The organism is Sphaerisporangium viridialbum (assembly GCF_049674955.1).
GTDB lineage: Bacteria > Actinomycetota > Actinomycetes > Streptosporangiales > Streptosporangiaceae > Sphaerisporangium > Sphaerisporangium viridialbum.
The window spans coordinates 1,946,038-1,964,801 of record NZ_CP187232.1 but is presented as its reverse complement, the minus strand read 5'-3'; the positions used below and the strand labels follow the sequence as shown (position 1 = coordinate 1,964,801).

At 71.3% G+C, this 18,764-nt stretch carries 16 protein-coding genes; 8 read left to right on the top strand and 8 right to left on the bottom strand.

The window, feature by feature from the left end; translation table 11 throughout:
- Positions 1-8 precede the first annotated feature (8 nt).
- Positions 9-2,315 (bottom strand): CHAT domain-containing protein, encoded by a 2,307-nt coding sequence (locus ACOZ38_RS08770; RefSeq protein ID WP_424529593.1) that lies wholly within the window; start codon positions 2,313-2,315, stop codon positions 9-11.
- Positions 2,316-2,653: 338 nt separating this feature from the next.
- Here ACOZ38_RS08770 and ACOZ38_RS08765 point away from each other — a divergent pair, with 338 nt between their 5' ends.
- Together ACOZ38_RS08765 and ACOZ38_RS08760 are read left to right on the top strand one after the other, a co-directional pair.
- A complete protein-coding gene (locus ACOZ38_RS08765; RefSeq protein ID WP_424529592.1) occupies positions 2,654-4,195 on the top strand; it encodes a PucR family transcriptional regulator in 1,542 nt (513 codons plus the stop codon).
- Between the two features lie 155 nt (positions 4,196-4,350).
- Complete coding sequence (locus tag ACOZ38_RS08760; RefSeq protein WP_424529591.1) at positions 4,351-5,601, top strand: NAD(P)/FAD-dependent oxidoreductase; 1,251 nt, start codon at positions 4,351-4,353, stop codon at positions 5,599-5,601.
- Positions 5,602-5,655: 54 nt separating this feature from the next.
- On the opposite strand, the gene ACOZ38_RS08755 is transcribed toward ACOZ38_RS08760, so the two are convergent.
- Positions 5,656-6,843 carry an acetyl-CoA C-acetyltransferase gene (locus ACOZ38_RS08755; protein ID WP_405152250.1) on the bottom strand — a complete coding sequence of 396 codons (1,188 nt, stop codon included), beginning with the start codon at positions 6,841-6,843 and terminating at the stop codon, positions 5,656-5,658.
- A gap of 158 nt (positions 6,844-7,001) precedes the next feature.
- Between ACOZ38_RS08755 and mce the strand changes: the two genes are divergently transcribed.
- The 3 genes from mce to ACOZ38_RS08740 all read left to right on the top strand — a co-directional run bounded on the left by mce (position 7,002) and on the right by ACOZ38_RS08740 (position 10,489).
- Positions 7,002-7,430, top strand: coding sequence for a methylmalonyl-CoA epimerase (gene mce, locus ACOZ38_RS08750; protein WP_424529590.1), 429 nt, complete (start codon positions 7,002-7,004; stop codon positions 7,428-7,430).
- 276 nt (positions 7,431-7,706) lie between these two features.
- Entirely contained in the window at positions 7,707-8,999 is a 1,293-nt protein-coding gene (locus tag ACOZ38_RS08745) for a DivIVA domain-containing protein (protein WP_405145252.1), read from the top strand.
- Between the two features lie 185 nt (positions 9,000-9,184).
- Positions 9,185-10,489, top strand: coding sequence for an AI-2E family transporter (locus ACOZ38_RS08740; protein ID WP_424529589.1), 1,305 nt, complete (start codon positions 9,185-9,187; stop codon positions 10,487-10,489).
- 11 nt (positions 10,490-10,500) lie between these two features.
- On the opposite strand, the gene ACOZ38_RS08735 is transcribed toward ACOZ38_RS08740, so the two are convergent.
- The 4 genes from ACOZ38_RS08735 to ACOZ38_RS08720 all read right to left on the bottom strand — a co-directional run bounded on the left by ACOZ38_RS08735 (position 10,501) and on the right by ACOZ38_RS08720 (position 13,905).
- Positions 10,501-11,259, bottom strand: coding sequence for an SDR family NAD(P)-dependent oxidoreductase (locus ACOZ38_RS08735; protein WP_424529588.1), 759 nt, complete (start codon positions 11,257-11,259; stop codon positions 10,501-10,503).
- A 54-nt stretch (positions 11,260-11,313) separates the two neighbouring features.
- Positions 11,314-12,018, bottom strand: coding sequence for an alpha/beta hydrolase (locus tag ACOZ38_RS08730; RefSeq protein WP_424529587.1), 705 nt, complete (start codon positions 12,016-12,018; stop codon positions 11,314-11,316).
- Between the two features lie 54 nt (positions 12,019-12,072).
- A complete protein-coding gene (locus ACOZ38_RS08725) occupies positions 12,073-12,303 on the bottom strand; it encodes an ATP/GTP-binding protein (protein WP_405145248.1) in 231 nt (76 codons plus the stop codon).
- 126 nt (positions 12,304-12,429) lie between these two features.
- A complete protein-coding gene (locus ACOZ38_RS08720) occupies positions 12,430-13,905 on the bottom strand; it encodes a 3-hydroxyacyl-CoA dehydrogenase family protein (RefSeq protein ID WP_424529586.1) in 1,476 nt (491 codons plus the stop codon).
- A 148-nt stretch (positions 13,906-14,053) separates the two neighbouring features.
- On the opposite strand from ACOZ38_RS08720, the gene nucS reads away from it, so the two are divergent.
- Positions 14,054-14,713, top strand: coding sequence for an endonuclease NucS (nucS, locus tag ACOZ38_RS08715; RefSeq protein ID WP_424529585.1), 660 nt, complete (start codon positions 14,054-14,056; stop codon positions 14,711-14,713).
- 172 nt (positions 14,714-14,885) lie between these two features.
- A complete protein-coding gene (locus tag ACOZ38_RS08710) occupies positions 14,886-16,760 on the top strand; it encodes a LamG-like jellyroll fold domain-containing protein (protein ID WP_424529584.1) in 1,875 nt (624 codons plus the stop codon).
- A 22-nt stretch (positions 16,761-16,782) separates the two neighbouring features.
- On the opposite strand, the gene ACOZ38_RS08705 is transcribed toward ACOZ38_RS08710, so the two are convergent.
- Positions 16,783-16,938, bottom strand: a complete 156-nt coding sequence (locus ACOZ38_RS08705; RefSeq protein ID WP_424529583.1) for a DUF4865 family protein — start codon at positions 16,936-16,938, stop codon at positions 16,783-16,785.
- 33 nt (positions 16,939-16,971) lie between these two features.
- Positions 16,972-17,154, bottom strand: a complete 183-nt coding sequence (locus ACOZ38_RS08700; RefSeq protein ID WP_424529582.1) for a TetR family transcriptional regulator C-terminal domain-containing protein — start codon at positions 17,152-17,154, stop codon at positions 16,972-16,974.
- Positions 17,155-17,407: 253 nt separating this feature from the next.
- Between ACOZ38_RS08700 and ACOZ38_RS08695 the strand changes: the two genes are divergently transcribed.
- Positions 17,408-18,703 (top strand): glycosyltransferase family 4 protein, encoded by a 1,296-nt coding sequence (locus tag ACOZ38_RS08695; RefSeq protein ID WP_424529581.1) that lies wholly within the window; start codon positions 17,408-17,410, stop codon positions 18,701-18,703.
- The last annotated feature ends 61 nt before the right edge of the window (positions 18,704-18,764 follow it).

The window sequence follows — 18,764 nt, the reverse complement described above, 5'->3', positions numbered from 1 at the left end:
CATCAGGGTCAGTCGGGCAGCCCGAACAGCGTGAAGGCCGCCCAGTCCCGCGGGTCGTCGGAGCGGCCGGTGAGCATCGAGCACTGCGCCGCCCGCAGGGCCTGGGCGGTGCCGAGGCCGCCGTTCAGACGCAGGTCGCAGAAGCGCCGCAGCACGCGCAGGCTGTCGCGCTCGCGCACGGGCCACAGCGTCATGAGCACGGCGAGCGGCCCGGCCGCGAGGAAGGCCCTGCTGAGCCCGATGATCCCGTCGCCGGTCACCCGCCCCGCCCCGGTCTCGCAGGCGGCGAGGACGACCAGCCGCGCGGGCAGGTCGAGCTCGTGCACGGCGCCGGCCGTGACCTCGCCTCCGGCCAGCGCGACGTAGGAGGCCATCGGATCGTCGGGCAGCGCCTGCGCGTGGGTGGCCAGGCAGAGCACCGAGGGCCGTACGGCCGCGCCCTCCACCATGGCCGCCGGCGTAGCGGCGGCACCGATATGGACCTCCGCGCCGGCGAAAAGGCCGGAGACCACGCCGAAGCGCTCGCGCAGGAGCGGAAGCGGCGGCAGGCCGCCGGGCATCGGCTCGGGGTCGACCAGCGCGCACAACCTCGGCGGCGCGGCCGGTGCGCCCGTACGCCGGGCCATGAGCGCGGGCAGGATCGAGGCGGCGGGCAGCACCGTCGTGGTGTGGCGCTCGGCGAGGTGAGGTCCCCCGGCGCCCACCAGCGCGTGGAACGGCACCCGCAGCAGCTCCTCGTGGGGCACCAGCGCCACGGCCGTCTCGGGGTCACGGGGCAGCCACCTGGCCACCGGATCCCACAGGACGCCGCCGAGCAGGCGCAGCAGCTCACGCGCCCGCGCCCGGTCGAACGTCTCGGCCCTGAGGTGACGGTGCAGCTCGTCGACCCACCCCCGCAACGCGCCGCGGTCCACCCGCAGGTCGGCCGTCTCCATCCCGTGCGGCCCGGCCACGAAGACGACCAGCCGGTCACCGCGCAGGAAGTACTCCACGACCGGTCCGCCGTACTCCCCGAGCAGCGCCGACATCCGGGCCGGGGTGAGCACGGGAGCGGGCCGCCGGCCGCTCATCAGGTCGGCGAACGCGCGGGCGCGGGCCATCTCGGAGGCGACCAGGGCGGCCTCGCCGGCACCGAGGTCGAGGAAGAGACCGGGCAGGTCCCCGAGGAAGGACCCGGCCTCCTCCATCATCTGGATGCGGTCCCAGTCGGTGCCGGCGCGCGCTCGCCACTGCTCGACGTACCTGGCCATCCGCGCCGTCGCCTCGGTGTTGCCCTCCCTCGTACGGCGCGCGTGCCCGACCGGGTCGAGCCTTTCGAGGTGGTCGCGATGATGTTCCAGCCGTTCGGCGGCACCCGTCAGGGCCACGGCGAGGTCGTCAACGGGGTCCACGAACCCGGCGGCCAGGGCCCGCTCCACGAGCGCGCGGAGCCGCACCGGCACCCGGGCCAGCGACTCGGCCGCCTCGGCGACGCCACGGGCCAGCCCGGCCAGGCCGTACGGCGCCGGGTCGAGGCGGCCGATCAGCCCGGCCGCGGCGGCGATCTCGGAGTCCGCCGCCGCGACCAGGTCGCCGAGGTGCCCGCGTGCCGCGATGGACGCGAGCACCTGCCGGTCGAAGGCGAGAGACTCCCGCACGCCGGCCAGGAAACGGCCCCACGCCCCGGTCACCGCGTCGCCGACGCTCAGCTCGCGGCGCAGGCCGGCGGCCTCCCGCAGGTGGCCGACGAGCGCGCCGAGGTGGCCGGCGGCGAAGTCCAGCGAGATCTGCCCGGACAGGGCGTTGAGCCTGTTGATCGGTGAGGAGGGATCGCCGTGCGGCTCCTCCTCGGCCGCCGCCGGCCACGGCGGAACCTCGGCGTCCTCGGCGTCCTCGGCTCGGTGGCCCGTGACCGTCGCCTCGTAGCCGACCTGCCTGCCGTCGAGCCCCACTCCGGAGAGCCACACGGTGCCGGAGAGGACATGGCCCCGTACGGACATCCGCGCCATGCCGGTGCGGGCCTCGATCGGCAGGTCGAACCCGGGGCCCATCGGGCTCACGACGGCCGCCCACCAGATCGGAGGCGCCGTGGGGGCCTGCGACGGCCCGAGAGTCACCGTCACGCCCGCGTCGTCCGACGTCACCCGCGCGTCGTCGTCGCCGGCGACGACCCACAGCAGGCTGCCCGGAGCCTGGCCTGGAGAGGAGAGCATGAACAGCGGCGAATCGCCCCACTCCACGGAGACGTCGACGTCTGGGCAGGGCTCCCCGTCGATCAGAGGCGAGGCCGTGCCCGTGAATCGCCGCCACACACGATCACCCGGCCGTTCCGCCACGATGAACGATGCTAGGGACTTCTGCCCGCCTCCGCCACAAGGTGCGGAAGGGCGTACCGCCTCGGATCAGGACGACGGGACGGTGATGATCAGCGCGTCTCCCTGGCCGCCGCCACCGCGCAGGCCCGCCGCGCCGACGCCACCGCCCCGGAGGGCGGGGGCGGCCGGGGGCCGCTGGGTGATCAGGGGAGAATCAAGGATGTGGAGCGGATGAATCCGGACGAGCGAAGGCGGGGGTCCCCCTCCCGCGTACAGCTCCTGTCCTGGGAGCGTCCTGACGGCGAGGCATCCGCGAAGGCATCACGGGGTGAGGCCGCGGCGGCGGGTGGGCACGGCGGATGCTGAACCTGGACAGGCTGGTGAACGTCCTCGGCGGCTACGGGGCCCGCCTGTGCTGCGCCCCCGCGTCACGGGATGTGGAACTGCGCAGCGTGGTGGTGCACGATCCGACCGACACCCGCCCCGCGACCGGTGACGTGTTCCTGTCGGTCGGGGTGGAATCGGCGGCCGAGGCTGTACGGCTGGCGCGGTCGGCGCGTGCCGCCGCGGTGCTGGTGCGCGGGACCCCGCCACTCGACGAGACCGCGCGGGCGGACGCGCAGGGCGGCGGGATCGCCGTCCTGCTCGTGGAACCCGAGGTGTCCTGGAGCCAGCTCTTCGCCGTGGTGTACGGCCTGGTGCTCGAAGGCCGGGAGACCGATGCGGGGCGTGGGCCGACCGACCTGTTGGCGTTCGCGGACACGCTCGCCGACGCACTCGGCTACGCGGTGACGATCGAGGATCAGATGTCGCGCGTCCTGGCCTACTCCGGCTCGCAGCACACCGCCGACCCGGCACGGCTGGAGACGATTCTGGGCAGGCGGGTGCCGGACACCATGCGCCCGCTGTTCGAGAAGCAGGGCGTCTTCGCGCATCTGGCGGCCTCCGACGAGCCGCTGTTCGTCGAGCCCTCACCCGAGCACGGCCTCAGGGGCCGCATGGTGGTCGCCGTGCGCGCCGGGCGTGAGCTGCTGGGGTCGATATGGGTCGAGTGCGAGCGCCCGCTGTCGGCCGAGCGCCGGACGGTCCTTGGTGACGGGGCGCAGGCGGTCGCGCTGCACCTGCTGCGTTCCCGGGTCAGCGCGGACCTGGAGCGTCAGGTGGAATCTGATCTCGTCATCCGCCTGCTGGAGGGCACGGCCGACGCGCCCGCCGTGATCAGCAGGCTCGGCCTGCCCCAGGAGCGGTTCCGGGTGATCGCGCTCCAGGCGCACGTCGCCGAGGAGAGGCATGCCGCGATCCTGATGGCCTTCGAACGCGCGACCACGGGCTTCGGCTGGTCACGGCCGGGGCGCAGCGCCCTGTTCGGCAACACCCTGTACACCGTGCTGCCGTGCGACGACGTCACGCCCGCCCGCGCCTGGCTCACCGCGATCGCGAACGTCCTGCCACGACAGGTCACCGTGTACGCCGGCGTCGGCGGAGCCGCGGAGCCCGCCCAGCTGCCCGCGAGCAGGCAGGAGGCCGACGAGAGCCTCGCCCTTCGGGCGGCACGGCCCGGCGACGCCCTCGCGGTCGTCTACGACGAGTCATGGGACGCGATCCTGCTGCAACGTCTCCGGGCGGCCGCCTCGGCGGGACGTACCCCCGCCCGCGGGCCGGTCGCCGAGCTGTCCCGGCGGGACGCCGAGCACGGCACCCGGTACGTCGCGACGCTACGTGCCTGGCTGGAGGCACAGGGAGATCTGGCCGTCGCCGCGAACCGCCTCGACGTCCATCCGAACACCGTCCGCTACCGGCTCCGGAAGATGGCCGAGATCACCGACCTGCGGCTGGACGTACCGGAAAAACGGCTGGCCATGATCATCGCGTTGGCCGTAAGCCAGGACACACGGCCTTGATCTCTCCGCCGTTGTCGTAAGCGGACAAAGCCCACCCTCGTGCTTGTCCGAACGCACAAACCGTCCTCGGGCCCCAGGGGCGATGCTCAGATGCAGGCGAGCGAGGCTCGCGACAGACAGAGCACGTCACAGGATGTCAGAGCGGAGATGTGGTCATGGGTATCGATGGTGGACCGCGCACGGCGGTGGTGATCGGCGCCGGCGTGGTGGGGCTGTCCACCGCGTGGTTCCTGCAGGAGCGTGGCGTGGACGTCACCGTGGTCGACCGTGACGGCGTGGCCGCGGGCGCGTCGTGGGGCAACGCGGGCTGGCTCTCGCCGGGGCTCGCCATCCCGCTGAACGAGCCCGGAGTCCTGCGCTACGGCCTGCGCTCCCTGCTCGACCGGAGCGCCCCGCTGCACGTGCCGGCCACGCCCGACATCGGGCTGTGGTCGTTCCTCACGCGGTTCGCGATGAACTGCGGCTGGAAGTCCTGGGGCCGTGCCGTAAAGGCCAACCTCCCGTTGAACGAGGAATGCCTGGAAGCCTTCGACGTGCTCACCTCCAACGGCGTCGAGGCCCCCACGACGGAAGCCCCCATCATGGCCGCCTTCGAGAACCCGCGACAGGCCGTAGCACTCCTGCACGAGCTCGAGCGGATCAACCGGTCCGGGCTGGAGATCCAGTACAGCGCGTTCGAGGGCCACGACCTCGGCAGGCAGGCGCCGCAGCTCTCCGCCCAGGCGAAGGCCGGTATCCGGCTGGACGGGCAGCGCTACGTCGACCCCGGACGGTTCACGCACTCGCTGGCCGCCTCCGTCGTCGCCCGAGGCGGCACGATCCGGTCCGGTTTCCGGGTCACCGGGGTGGACACCGACTCCGGCGGGCTCTCCGTCCGGTCGAGTGAGGGAGACTCCGTCAGGGCCGACGCCGTGGTCCTGGCCACCGGCGCCTGGCTGAACCAGCTCGGCAAGGAGTGGGGGGTCCGCGTGCCGGTGCGCGCCGGACGCGGGTACTCGTTCACGGTGCCGACCGACCAGCCCGTGCCCGGGCCGATCTACCTGCCCGCCGTGCGCGTGGCCTGCACGCCGTACCAGGACAAGCTGCGCGTCGCGGGAACGATGGAGTTCCGCGACGCCGACGCCCCCCTGTACCAGAGGCGCGTCGACGCGATCATCGCGTCCGCCAGGCCGCTGCTGGCCGGCGTCTCCTGGGAGGAGCGCACCGATACCTGGGTCGGCCCCCGCCCCGTCACCCCGGACGGGCGGCCCCTCATCGGAGCCACCCGCGCCCCCGGAAGGTTCGTCGCAGGCGGACACGGCATGTGGGGCCTCACCCAAGGGCCGATCACCGGCCGCATGCTCGCCGAGCAGATCACCACCGGCAAGCAGCCCGCGGCCCTCCGGGACTTCGACCCCACCCGCTGACCCGCCCACCGGCTCCGCCACGACGGGATCCGGCCTCCGGCGTGCCGCCTCGGGTCAGGAGGACGGGACGGTGATGATCAGGGCGTCGCCCTGACCTCCGCCACCGCAGAGGCCGGCGGCGCCCACGCCGCCGCCCCGGCGGCGGAGCTCGTGGGCGAGCGTCAGGACGATGCGCGCGCCGGAGACGCCGATGGGGTGCCCGAGCGCTATGCCGCCGCCGTTGACGTTGACCTTGTCCTGCGGCACCCCGAGCTCCTTGGACGACTGGAGCACGACCGCCGCGAACGCCTCGTTGATCTCGACCAGGTCGAGGTCCTCCACGCTCATGCCCTGCTTGCCGAGGGCCTGGAGGATGGCGTTGGCCGGCTGGGACTGCAGGGAGTTGTCCGGGCCCGCGACGTTGCCGTGGGCACCGATCTCGGCGAGCCAGGGGAGGCCGAGCTCCTCGGCCTTGGCCCTGGACATCACCACGACCGCGCAGGCGCCGTCGGAGATCTGGGAGGACGACCCCGCCGTGATCGTGCCGTCCTTGGCGAAGGCCGGCCGCAGCCTCGCCAGCGTCTCCACGGAGGTGTCGCCGCGGATGCCCTCGTCGGCGGAGAACACGATGGGGTCGCCCTTGCGCTGCGGGATGGTCACCGGGACGATCTCGTCGTCGAACCTGCCGTCCTTGACCGCGGCGGCGGCGAGCTGGTGCGAGCGGGCGGAGAAGGCGTCCTGCTCCTCCCGCCCGAGGCCGAGGCGGGTGTTGTGCCGCTCGGTGGACTCGCCCATCGACACCTGGTCGAACACGTCGGTGAGCCCGTCGAAGGCCATCGAGTCGAGAATGTCGGACCCGCCGAACTTCACGCCCTTGCGCAGGCCGGGCAGCAGGTGGGGCGCGTTGGTCATCGACTCCATGCCGCCCGCGACGACGATGTCGAACTCGCCGGCGCGGATCAGCTGGTCGGCCAGGGCGATGGCGTCGAGCCCCGACAGGCAGACCTTGTTGATGGTGAGCGACGGCACGCTCATCGGGATGCCGGCCTTCACCGCGGCCTGCCGCGACGGGATCTGGCCGGCGCCGGCCTGGATGACCTGGCCCATGATGACGTACTCGACGAGCTCGGGCGCGACGCCGGAGCGCTCCAGGGCCGCCTTGATCGCGAGGCCGCCGAGCTCGGCGGCGGACAGGTCCGACAGCGAGCCGAGCAGGCGGCCGATGGGCGTGCGTGCCCCGGCGACGATGACGGAGCGCGACATGCCGGACGGGATGGCGGGAGAACTGGACACCAGGGCCTCCATGATGGGGTCTTCGGCGACTTTGCCACCATACCTAGGACGGGCCACACGACTTCAGAGAGGTCGGCCGGAACGCTCCCGGCCGACCGTGGCCGCCGTACGAGCAGGGAGGACACGCAATGCTGCTGAGAATCGACCATGTTGGCATCGCCTGCGAGAATCTCGACGAGAAGATCGCGTTCTACGAGGCGACCTTCGGCGTGACCGTGGTCAGCCGGGAGGTCAACGAGGAGCAGGGGGTGAAGGAAGCCATGCTGCACGTGGCGGACGGTGAGGGAGGCGGCTCCTATATCCAGCTGCTGGAGCCGCTGAGCGCGGACACCCCGGTGGGCAAGTTCCTCGCGAAGCGGGGTGAGGGCCTCCACCACGTCGCGTACGGGGTGACGGACGTCACCGAGGCGATCGAACAGATCGGCGGCGCGGGGGTGCGATTGATCGACAAACAGCCCCGCCACGGTGCAATGGGCACCTCAATCGCGTTTCTTCATCCGAAAGACGTGGGAGGAGTCTTGACAGAGCTGGTGGAGTCTCCCATGCGCCAGTCGTAGCACCCGAAACTCAACAATGGCTTATTCGTAACAAGTCGCGCAGAAAGTCGGACGGGACCTCCAATTCGGCAACACCGGAGTACGCTGGCCTACCATCCGGACGTGGATCCCGCCATGGACGGGCGAGCCGAGCACGAGGATCCAGGGGTGAGCGAGAGCTCTCCCCTGCTAGCGAGTGCCCGAGCGAGCGCGACCGTTGGAAGCGGGTCCCCGCCTCGGATGTCCGCCCCCCCGTCCGGCCCGTGTAGCCGTCTCGACAACCCAGGATCGAGCCTCATGCAGTCCGACATCGACGCCCAGCTGAACAATTTCTTTGAAGACGCCCCCACGCGGGAATTCGACGTGGTTCTCCGTGGCTACGACCGGCACCAGGTTCACGACCACTTGAAGCAGCTCGACACCGACCTGCGTCAGACCCGTGAGCAGCTCTCCGCGTTGCAGCGGGAGCTTTCCGACTCGCAGCGTCAACTGCAGGAGCAGGAGCGCCCGACCTACTCCGGGCTAGGTGCCCGCATTGAGCAGTTGCTGCGTCTGGCGGAGGAGCAGGCCACCGAGCTGGTGCAGGCCGCCAGGTCCGAGGCCAACGAGATAAAGGCCGCGGCGAAGGTTGACGCTGCGGATGTGCGGGCGGCCGCGGAGAACGAGGCCGCCGAGAAGCGCGCGCTCGCCACCCGCGAGACCGACGAGATGCGCACCATGGCCGAGCGGGAGGCCGAGGAGATCCGCTCGACCGCCAAGCGCGAGGCCGACGAGCTGACCTCCACCACCGAGCGCGAGGTCTCCAAGCTCCGGGCCACGGCCGACCACGAGGTGGCCGAGAAGCGCGCCGACGCCGAGCGCGAGATCGCCAAGCTGCGCACCACCACCGAGCGTGAGGTGGCCCAGCTCCGCGCCTCCACCAAGCGCGAGCGCGACGAGGTGCTCACCACCGCCAAGCGCCAGGCCGACGAGATGCGGGCCCAGGCCCAGCGTGTGCTGGAGGAGTCCGAGGCCAAGCGCGCCCAGGACGAGGCCGAGTTCGAGATCCAGCTCGCCGCCCGCCGCGAGGAGGCCGAGCGCCAGGAGTCCGAGCGCCACGCCACCGCCCAGGCCGCGACGCAGAAGCTCGTCGCCGAGGCCGAGCAGCGCGCCGCGACCGCCGAGCAGCGGGCCACCAAGGCCACCCAGCAGGCCGAGCAGAGCCGTCGCGAGGCGGACACCCACGCCAAGCAGCTGCTCGCGAACGCCCGCAAGAACGCCGACCAGCTGGTCGCCGAGGCCAAGACCAGCGCCGAGTCGATCGTGTCGGACGCCAAGTCCGAGGCCGAGCGCAACAGGACCGTCGCCCAGCGCCAGGTCGACGAGCTGACCCGCCAGCGCGACAGCATCACGAGCCACCTCGCGCAGCTTCGCCAGCTGCTCGGTGGCGCGGCCCTGCCGGGCATGGACGAGGCACCGGCGGTCGCCGCCGCGCCGCCGAAGCCCGCCCTCGCGGCCACGCCCGTCGCACCCGAGAAGCCCAGCCCCGCAGCGGCCCCGCAGCGGGCGGCCGCGTCGGCCGAGGACGAGTCCGAGTGGTGGCAGGAGTAGGCACCTCACCACATCAGGGGCGTTAGGGACGGCTACCAGGAGAGCCTGGCGATCACCATGGTCGCTAGGCTCTCCTCTGTTGTCCGCACCGTTTCCACCCCGTACGGCACGCAGACGGTTCCCGCAGTGGCAGCCCTCCCGCCGTCATCACCTCACCTCCCAACCCCTGACGCCGAGGAGCAGCCGTGCCAGAGCCCGCCACGGACGCGGTACCCGTACCCGATGTCCCCGGGAGGCCGGGAGCCGCGCGCGCCATGCCCGCGGACGCGGCGGAGGCGACCGACATCCTGCCGGCCGCCGTGCCCTACCCGTCCCGTACGGCCCCGCCGAGCCCGGGTCACCAGGCCGCGTCCAGGCCGGGCTCACCTGCCGGGCGGGCGCCCGGGGCCCCCGCCAGGACCACCGTCGACGGGCCGGCCGATCACGGTGCGGACGCCGCGCTGCCGTACGGCCTGCCGGGCAAGCCGCTGGCGCGGGGGCCGTTCCTCTGGGGCCTGACGGCGGCGCTCGGCGTGCTCACCGCGTGGGCGCTGGCCCAGGCGCTTATCAGCTCCCGCAGCGTGATCGTGCTGATCGTGGTGGCCGCGTTCCTCGCGGTCGGGCTCAACCCGGTCGTGGAGATCCTCCAGAGGCGGGGGCTGAACCGGCGCTGGGCCATCTCGATCGTGTTCCTCGGGGTGATCGCGCTCTTCGTGCTGTTCGGGCTGGCGATCGTGCCGCCGGTCAGCCAGGAGTCCAGCGACTTCGTCAGCGCCGTGCCGGGATACGTCGAGTCCCTGATGGCGAACCCCACGATCAAGCAGCTGGACACCGACTACCAGATCATCGCCAACATCCAGACCTACATCACCAGCGGCGGCCTCGGCGCGACCGTGGCCGGCGGCATCCTGGGCGCGGGGGCGGTCGTGCTCGACGCGTTCTTCTCCGGGTTCACCCTGCTGGTGCTGACGCTCTACTTCCTCGGATCGCTTCCCGTGATCAAGGAGTACCTGCTCCTGCTGGTGCCCGCCAGCCGCCGCCCCCGCACGCGGGCCATCGGCGACGAGATCCTTTCGGGCATCGGAGGCTACGTGGCGGGCAACGTGCTGATCTCGGTGATCGCGGGCGGCCTGTCCTGGCTGTTCCTGACGATCGCCGGGGCCAAGTACGCGCTGGCGCTGGCGCTGGTCGTGGCGGTCACCGACCTCATCCCGCTGGTGGGCGCGACGGTGGGCGCGGTGCTGGTGTCCGCCGTCGGGTTCCTCCAGTCGGGCACGCTGGGCATCGCCTGCGTCATCTTCTTCGTGGTCTACCAGCAGATCGAGAACTACGTGATCTACCCGCGCGTGATGAGCAGGTCGGTGGACGTGGCCCCGGCCGTGTCGGTGATCGCCGCCCTGTTCGGCGGCGCCCTGCTCGGAGCGGTGGGCGCGCTGCTGGCCATCCCGGTCGCCGCCGCGGTCGCGCTCATCGTCCGCGAGGTGGTCCTCCCCCGGCAGGCCCAGCTCTAGACGCCCGCGGATCAGGTGGCGGTGACGCCTCCGTCGATGAACAGCACCTGCCCGGTCATGTACGCCGAAGCCGGACTGGCCAGGAAGACCGCCGGGTGGGCCATCTCCTCGGGGGTGCCCCAGCGGCCCATGGGCACCGACGAGATGGTGGCCCGGCTGGCGTTCTCGTCCTCCCAGAGGCTGCGGTTCAGGTCGGTGGCGGTCCAGCCGGGGCACAGGGCGTTGACGCGGACGCCGTTGCCGGCCCACTCCAGGGCGAGGCTCTTGGTGAGGGCGACCAGGCCGGCCTTGGCCGCGGCGTACGGGGCCATGAAGGGGGCGCCCTGGGCGGCGACGGACGCGATGTTGATCACTGAACCGCCCCCGCGCTCCAGCAGGTGCGGCGCGACGGCGTGGCACACCGCCATGGCCGAGTCGAGGTTGAGCCTCATGAGCTTGTCCCACCCGGACAGCCGCAGGTCCTTGAAGGGGACGATGAAGTTCGAGCCGCCCGCGTTGTTCACGACGATGTCGAGGTGGCCCAGGCTCTCGATCGCCTCCCGCACGGCCGCGCCCGCCGCCTCCCTGTCCGTGAGGTCGCAGGGGATGGCGTACGCCCGGCGGCCGAGGGCCTCGACCTCCTTGACCACCTCCGCCAGGGTCTCGGGCGACCGCGCGACCAGCGCGACATCGGCGCCCGCCTCGGCGTAGGCCAGGGCGATCGCCCGCCCGATGCCCCGGGACGCACCGGTGACGAGCGCGTTGCGCCCGGAAAGATCAAACGCCTGCATGACGGCCTCCTCGCTAGAACCGAACAAGATTCTATGGGTCCGCGCCGCCCGGCGTCACACTTCGGTGGGCAAGGGGCAGGCCGCCGGGTTCACCCGCTTGACGATCTCGTTCAGCACGATGCGCACGTAGGGCTCGCCGACCCACAGGTGCTTGGCGTTGTCCACGCCCACCACCTCGGCCTGCGGGACCCTGGCGAAGCGCCGCCGCGCCTCCTCGGGCCTGAGGTAGTCGTCGAACTCCGGCACCAGCGCGACCAGCGGGCGCCCGAACTCCGCCCAGGCGTCCAGGTCGGCGTCCCCGGCGCGGTTCAGGGGAGGCGAGAGCAGGACCGCGCCCTGCACGAGTGGATCGTGCCCCCACTTCAGCGCCAGCTCGGTGCCGAACGACCAGCCGAGCAGCCAGGGGTTCGGCAGTTCGTGGAACTCGGCGTACTCAAGGGCCGCCGCCACGTCGAACCGCTCCGCCTCGCCGTCGTCGAAGGCCCCCTCGGACTTACCCCGGTCGGAGGCGGTGCCCCGGGTGTTGAAGCGCAGCACCGCGATGCCGGCGAGGGCGGGCAGCCGGTAGGCGGCCTTGCGCAGCACGTGGCTGTCCATCATGCCCTCGGCCGTCGGGAGCGGGTGGAGGCAGATGAGCGTGGCCACCGGGCGCCCCTCGGGAGGCAGCGCCAGCTCACCCACCAGCGTCAGCCCGTCGGCGGTGTGCAGCTCGATGTCCTCCCGTACGGCGGGCAGGACCGTCGACGAGCGAATCTCCAATGCCGGCTCCTCAAAATAGCGGTCTGTCGTTGGCGGCCCCGGGGCGTGAGCCGTTCAGTAGCGGGAGCGGCCGGGGCCCCGGTCGACGCGCTTGCTCCAGCAGGCGGTGTGCCAGTGACGGCGCTCACCCTCGCCACCGGTCCAGTTGGGCCAGCTGACGACGTGCGGCAGGCCCGGCCGGATCTCGTGGTCGCAGCCAGGGCACCTGTACACCTTCTCGGTGCTCGCGCCCGAGACCCTGCGCACCTTCCACTCGCCGTCCGGCCAGTCCTCTACCCGTTCCATCCCGCGGAGAACGCCGTCCAGGGGACGAGCGGGCTCGCCGCGCCGACCCTTTCCCGAAGAGTCGATACGGCGGGCTCGGCGGGGGCTCATAACATCACAAACATCGATGTAAAGGGTGTTCTTCCGTCACCGGCCCCGAATGCTCGTCGCCCCGGCGGTCACCAGGCGGTCGAGCAGCGGAGCGGGCGCGAAGGAGGGCTCGCGGTACTCGGCGTAGAGCGCCCGCAGGCCGTCGCGCACGGTGGAGGGCCCGATGGCGTCCAGCGTCTCGAACGGCCCGGCGGGGTAGCCGCAGCCGAGCCTCATCGCGGTGTCGATGTCCTCGATGGAGGCGTATCCCGAGTCGTACATGCGCACGGCGTCGTTGAGATAGGGATACAGCAGCGCGTCGACCACGAACCCGGCGCGGTCGGCGCACGGCACCGGGTTCAGCCCGAGCACCTTGACGAGGTCGTGCGCGGCCAGGGCCACCTCGGGCGAGGTGAGCGCCGTCGACACCAGCTCGGCCACGTCGCCCCCCACCAGGTGGAGCCCGACCAGGCGCTCGGGGCGCGGGAGCCCTGCGGCGTGCTCGACGACCGGGGTGCTGGACAGCGCGATCACCACGTCGGCGTCGTGCGCCTCACCCCGCTTGAACCCCGCGGCGGCGAGCCTTGACGACAGCTCCTCGGCGCCCTCCCCCAGGACGCAGACCGACGCCACGCCCATCTTGACCGGGAACTCCGAGGCGGCCCGCGCGGGCGCCCCTTCGTAGTCGTGGAAGCCCCGCCCGCTCTTGCGCCCGAGCAGCCCGGCGGTGACCAGCTCGCGCAGGATGGGGGCCGGCGCGTGCACGCGGTCGCGGCTCTCCTGGAAGAGCACCTCGCAGACCTCGTGCGAGGTGTCCAGCCCGATGAGGTCGAGCAGCGCGAACGGCCCCATGGGAAGGCCGGCGCCGAGCTTCATCGCGGTGTCGATGTCGTCCCGCGATGCCACGCGGCGCTCCAGCAGCGTCGCGGCGTGGTTGAGGTAACCGAGGAGCAGCCGGTTGACCACGAACCCGGCCCGGTCGCCCACGGTCACCGGAGTCTTGCCGAGGCGCCGGGCGAGCGCGGCGACGTCGTCCGCGACCCCGTCTTCCGTGACCACCGTGTGTACGACCTCGACGAGCTTCATCACCGGGGCGGGGTTGAAGAAGTGCATGCCGATGACCTGACCGGGGCGGGAGGTCGTGGCCGCGATCGCGGTGACCGAGAGGGACGAGGTGTTCGTCGCCAGCACGGTGCCGGGCCCGCAGATGCGGTCGAGGTCGGTGAACAGGGCGCGCTTGTAGTCCATGACCTCGGGGATCGCCTCGATCACCAGGTCGGCGCCGCCCAGGTCGTCCAGGGAGCCCGTGAAGGTCAGCCGGCCGACGATCTCGTCGCGCTCGGCCCCGGTCAGCTTGCCCCGGCTCACCGCCCTGTCGGTGGACCTGCGGATGTGCCCCCGGCCGCGCTCCAGCGCCTCCGCGTCGACCTCCACGCCGATCACGCTCAGCCCGGCGCGGGCGAACACCTCGGCGATGCCCGCACCCATGGTGCCGAGCCCGACGACTCCGACGGTCTTGAACGCGCGCGCCATCCTGCCCTCCCTGTCCCGTTGCCCGCCAGTCTCCCAGAGGGCTCGCCGTCATCCCAACCGCCCCCCGCAGTACCCACGCAGGTCCTCCCACCCGGGCACCTTCGAAGACCGCCCGGCCCGGCCGGGACGGGGGGTAGGGTTGGCGGTCATGCGGCTGGTCATCGCGCGATGCAGCGTGGATTACGTGGGACGACTGACGGCGCACCTCCCGATGGCGCCCCGGCTGATCCTCATCAAGGCGGACGGTTCGGTGTCCATCCATGCGGACGACCGGGCCTTCAAGCCGCTCAACTGGATGAACCCACCGTGCAAGGTGCGCGAGGAAGAAGGCACCTGGACCGTCACGCACGGCAAGACGGGCGAGAAGCTCATCCTGACGATGGAGGAGATCCTGCACGACTCCTCCCACGAGCTCGGGGTCGACCCCGGGCTGCAGAAGGACGGCGTCGAGGCCCACCTCCAGGAGCTGCTGGCGGAGCACATCCACACCCTCGGCGACGGCTGGAGCCTGATCCGCAGGGAGTACCCCACGGCGATCGGCCCGGTCGACATCCTCTGCCGCGACCAGCTCGGCGGCACCGTCGCCATCGAGATCAAGCGGCGCGGCGACATCGACGGGGTCGAGCAGCTCACGCGCTACCTGGAGCTGCTCAACCGCGACACGCTGCTCGCGCCGGTCAAGGGCATCTTCGCGGCCCAGGAGATCAGGCCGCAGGCGCGGGTGCTCGCCACCGACCGTGGCATCGGCTGCGTGACCCTCGACTACGACGCTCTCCGCGGCATCGAGCGCACCGACACGCTCTTCTGACCGCGGCGCTCACGGTTCGGGCGGCTCTCAGAGCCGAGCGCCGCGGGTCCCCGCAGCGAAGATCATGGTGATTTCCTCCGGTTTGCCCCCGGAGTTCCCTCGTGCGCCACCAAAGTGCCACGTGGGACCAGCAGTGTGCTTGAGGTTTTCGGCAAGCCTTTGGAGTGCACACATGGATCACCATCCCGAACCCGGCGGAGTCGGGCGCCGCGCCCTGCTGCAGGCGGCGATCGCCGCCCCCGTCGCGGCGGCCGCCTCGACCACCGGGCTGGGCGCCACGCCGGCGTACGCCTCGTCGAACCGGCCCGGCCGCTTCGACGAGGACAGCCCTCGTTTCGCGGTCGCCGTGCTACCGGACACCCAGTACCTCTTCGACGAGGACAGTTCCGACCCGGCCCCGCTGCGGGAGACGTTCCGCTACCTGATCGAGGAACGCAAGTCAGGAAATGTCGCTTTTATGACGCATCTTGGCGACGTGACCGAGCATGGCAGCGAGCACGAGATCGAACTCGCGGGCGACACGTTCCGGAGCATCGACGGAAAGGTGCCCTACAGCGTCCTAGCCGGCAACCACGACATCCGATCGTCCACGGACGACCAGCGTGGCGACTCGGCCTACCTGCGGGCCTTCGGTCCGCATCGCTTCGCCAAGGCGCCGACGTTCGGCGGCGCGTCTCCGGACGGCTACAACAGCTACCACGTCGTGCACGCCGCCGGTCGCCGATGGCTCGTGCTGGCGCTGGACTGGCGGATCTCGGACAGAGGGCTGGGATGGGCACAGGGCGTCATCGACGCCAACCGGACGCTTCCCGTCATCCTCACCACGCACGAGCTCGCCTGGGCGGACGACTCCGGACAGGCCTATCTCTCTGACTACGGGCAAAGACTGTGGGATCGGTTCATCCGCCGCAATGACCAGATCTTCCTCACCCTCAACGGCCACTACTGGCCGCCGGGACGCACGGTCCTGAAGAACGACGCGGGCAACGAGGTCCACGTCCACATCACCAACTACCAGGACCGCTACTACGGCGGCGCCGCGATGATCCGTCTCTACACGTTCGACCTCGTACGCAAGGTGATCGACGTCGAGACGTTCTCGCCCTGGCTTCTGGCCCGCGACCCGGGGCGGCGGGCGCCGCTGGAGGCCGAGACGCTCGAACTGACCGGCCCCGCGGACCGGTTCAGCCTCGAGATCGACTTCGACGAGCGCTTCAAGGGCTTCGCCCCGCGCGTGCTCCCCGCGCCGCGGCCGGCCGCCGCGGTGATGCCGAAGGGCACCGTGGCGTACTGGCGATTCGACGAGTCCGGCATCCAGGGAACCGGGCGAGACGGCGGCGTGATCGCCGACGGCACCGTGGCGCGCGACCTCACCGGCAGGGGGAACGACCTCACCGTGGGCCGGCTGCATTCCAGCTCCCCTGAGGTCTTGACGTGGTCGTCCGGACATCACGAAGGGCAGCCGGCGCACGCGAGCCTTCGCTTCGACGGGGGGAAGAACCCCGATCGCGGCGCGGTGCTGAGAACGGCGGCGAACGCGCCGATCAACAGCACGAAGTTCGAGTCCGGCTACACGATCGAGGCGTTCGTCAAGCTTCCCGAGCCGTTCGAGGGCGACCACGCCTGGATGGGCATTCTGAGCTGGGAGGGACGCAACGGCGATGCGGGGAAGACGAGCGGCTGGTCACCGGACGAGCCGACCTGCAGCCTGAACCTCTCCCCCGAGCGGTTCCTGCAGTACGTCGTCTACCCCCTGCACCGTGACGCGGACCCCACCTCGTGGAGCCACGCCCTGCCCATCGGACGATGGATGCACATCGCGGTGGTCAACGACAAACGGCGCACCGTGATCTACGTCGACGGCTCGAAGATCGCCCGCAATCCGACCCAGGAGTCGAACGGCATCACCACGCTGGGCAAGCCCTTCGCCATCGGCGGCACCCAGTTCGCGGAGCAGTACGGCCAGGGCTTCTACGGCTGGATCGGTGATGTGCGCATCATGTCGCGCGCGCTGAGCCCCCGCGAGTTCCTGGTGCCGTTCGCCTGAGCCCGCCCGACCGGCGGCCGGCTCATCTTACGTCGGCCGCCGGCCTGCAGGGCGTGCCTTCCCGCGCGGAAGGCACGCCCGTACGGCCCGGCGGCGCCGATCGGCTACCAGTGGTGGCTACCCGGTGGCGGATTATGGCCATGTCGTAATCGGCGGGCAGCGTTATCTCGTACTGCATGGCGTGCATGAGAACCTTCCGGTCGAATCCGCTTCAGCGGGCCTGCGAGGAGAGCAGCGCGAGCACACCCCTGATCGCCTGGTCGAACGGCTCCGCGGACCCGGCGGCCCGCGCCAGCACGTAACCGCCCTGCAGCACCGCCACGATCGTCGCGGCCGTCTCGGCGGGCACGAGCCCGGGCGGGAGCTCCCCGCGCGCCTGCCCCTCGGCGAGCACCTCCGCGACCTCCCGGTAGGTAGTTGTCCGGCTACTCCGAGAATTTGTGGAAAACAAATGCAACGCTTCGGGTGCCGTCGATCGTCTAGATCATGAAAGCGGGGGCTGGTAAGGGGCGCTCTAACCGAATTCTTACCTGCCGAGGTGATGGGACTCACTACTCTCACCTCGAATTAAGCATGCTCCCGGCGATCCATGGCATATGACACACGAGGGGCATAACCATGACGTCACCCGGCAAGGAGTCTTTGGCGTGTTAGCGAGGGCACGGCAGGCTTTCGCCCGCGCGGCCCTAGGGCTGCTCGAGCTGGTCAACGGGAGGAGGGCACGCAGGGCGCCGGCACGCGGCACGGGGACCGTCCGGATCCTGCTGCTGCACGCCTACGGCATGGGAGGCACGATCCGCACCGTGCTCAATCTCGCCGCCTACCTGTCACGGGAGCGCGAGGTGGAGATCGTCAGCCTCGTCCGCACGGCCGAGGAGCCGTTCTTCGAGCTGCCTCCCGGGGTGAAGGTCACCTTCCTGGACGACAGGACCGTCCCGCGCGGCCGGATCGCGGAGTTCCTCTCGCGCCGCCCCAGCAGGCTGGTGCCCGAGGAGGAGAAGGCCTATCTCAGCATGAGCCTGCTGACGGACCTGAGGCTGGTCCGCTTCCTGCGGTCACTGCGAGGTGGCGTGGTCATCGGGACGCGGCCGGGGTTCAACCTGATCATGAGCCTGTTCGCGCCGCCGGAGGTTCTCACCATCGGCCAGGAGCACGTCACCCTGGAGTCCCACGGGCCCGGCCTCCAGGCCCAGATCAAGAGGCGGTACGGCAGGCTCGACGCGTTCACCACGCTCACCGAGGCTGATCTGAAGCAGTACGCCAAGATGCTGAGGTCCCATCCGCCCAAGCGCCTGCTGCGCATCCCGAACGCCATCCCCGACCTCGGGGGCGACATCTCGTCCCTGGACGAGAAGGTCGTCGTCGGCATCGGCCGCATCGTGTGGGCCAAGGGGTTCGACCGGCTGGTCAACGCCTGGAAGACCGTGGCGGAGGCGCATCCCGACTGGGTGCTGCGCATCTACGGAGGCGGCACGCCCGAGCGTGAGGAGAAGCTCCAGACCCGCATCGACAAGGCGGGGCTCTCGGACAAGGTCTTCCTGATGGGCAGCACCCCGGAGATCGGCGCCGAGCTGGCCAAGTCCTCGATCTACGCCGTGAGCTCGCGCTACGAGGGGTTCGGCATGACGATCCTGGAGGCGATGAGCAAGGGGGTGCCGGTGGTCAGCTTCGACTGCCCGCACGGCCCGAAGGAGATCATCACCCACGAGCACGACGGCCTGCTCGTCCGCTCCAAGAAGGCCGCCGCGCTCGGCGAGGGCATCCGCCGTCTCATCGAGGACGAGGAGCTCCGCCGCACGCTCGGCGCGAACGCCGTGGGCACCGCCGCCAACTACGACCCCGACGTCATCGGCGCCCAGTGGACGGCCCTGCTGGCGGACCTCGACGAGTCCGGGGCCGAGCCGCCGAGGTCCCCGGACTGCTCCATCGGCACCCCCGCGTAGCACGCATGTCCACCGAACGGTGGACAGAGGGGTCGGCCCCTCGATGGTGCCGCGCGAGCCG